The sequence below is a fragment of the Phyllobacterium calauticae genome (assembly GCF_019991125.1).
Taxonomy (GTDB): domain Bacteria; phylum Pseudomonadota; class Alphaproteobacteria; order Rhizobiales; family Rhizobiaceae; genus Phyllobacterium; species Phyllobacterium calauticae.
Window position 1 is genome coordinate 1 of the sequence record NZ_JAGENB010000028.1, and the last position, 854, is coordinate 854.

3 protein-coding genes are annotated in these 854 nt (G+C 72.4%); all 3 read right to left on the bottom strand.

Annotation, left to right across the window (positions count from 1 at the left end):
• A partial coding sequence (locus J1W56_RS25780; RefSeq protein ID WP_223616138.1) for a hypothetical protein occupies window positions 1-256 on the bottom strand: 256 nt, incomplete at its 3' end.
• Window positions 256-528: a hypothetical protein gene (locus J1W56_RS25785; protein WP_223616139.1), complete on the bottom strand. Its 273-nt coding sequence runs from the start codon at window positions 526-528 to the stop codon at window positions 256-258. The genes J1W56_RS25785 and J1W56_RS25780, both read right to left, overlap by 1 nt.
• 3 nt (window positions 529-531) lie before the next feature.
• Window positions 532-854: hypothetical protein (locus tag J1W56_RS25790; protein WP_223616140.1), on the bottom strand; the 323-nt coding region annotated here is incomplete at its 5' end.

Consider the following 854-nt stretch of genomic DNA (forward strand, 5'->3'; position numbering starts at 1 on the left):
TGCTCGACTTCCCGCCGCCCGACGACGGCCGCGAGGCCCCGGACGCGCCCTCTGTCGGCGCGTCCGGGGCCGCCGCCGACGCGGCGCCCTCGTCGAAGGCCCGTTCCAGGTCGGCACGGCCCTTGGTCGTTCCGGCCCGGTCGGCGCCCGACTTCCCCGCCGCCCGCGCTGCGTCGCGCTGCCGCATGAGGATCTTCGCGTCGTCCGGGTCGGCCTCGTCGAGCTCCAGGCCCGTCTCGGTCTTGTACGTGGCCATCAGGAGGTCTTCCCGATCTGGACGCCCGCCGAGCTGTTGCCCACGCGGACGGTGGTCGAGTAGCCCATGAAGCCCACGGCCACGGCCGCGACCGCCCCGAACCAGAAGAGCGGGTTCTGGGGGCTCCAGGGCGGCGCCTTGGACACGAAGGCCGGCCCCGCCGAGGGGGCGGCGGCCGTCGCGTCCTTGGTGACCTGCGGGGCGCCGATGAACGCCCCGCCGTACTTGCTGACGTGGTTGGGGACCGCCCAGGACAGGTTTCCCTCAGGCATGGCTCACGCTCCCGCGCCGGCCTGGAAGATGGTCTCCTGGACGTACTCCAGGGCCGGGGACGCCAGGGTGACGCCGGACTGCACCGCCATGACCAGGCGGAGCTCGGACGTGGTGCCCATGTCGACCGCGTCGCGGAAGGCGTTCTCCGCCGCGAACTCGTGGGCGCCGAAGCCCCAGACCACCCCGACGTCGGAGTTGTAGAACCGCTCGTTGAAGATGCGGAGGTCCTGGCCGTCCTGGTACTCGTCGGGGGTCTCGTTGCCCGCGTAGCGCCACGCCTGCTTGCCGAAGTTGGTCTTGTTCATGGCGAGCGGGACCGACGCGG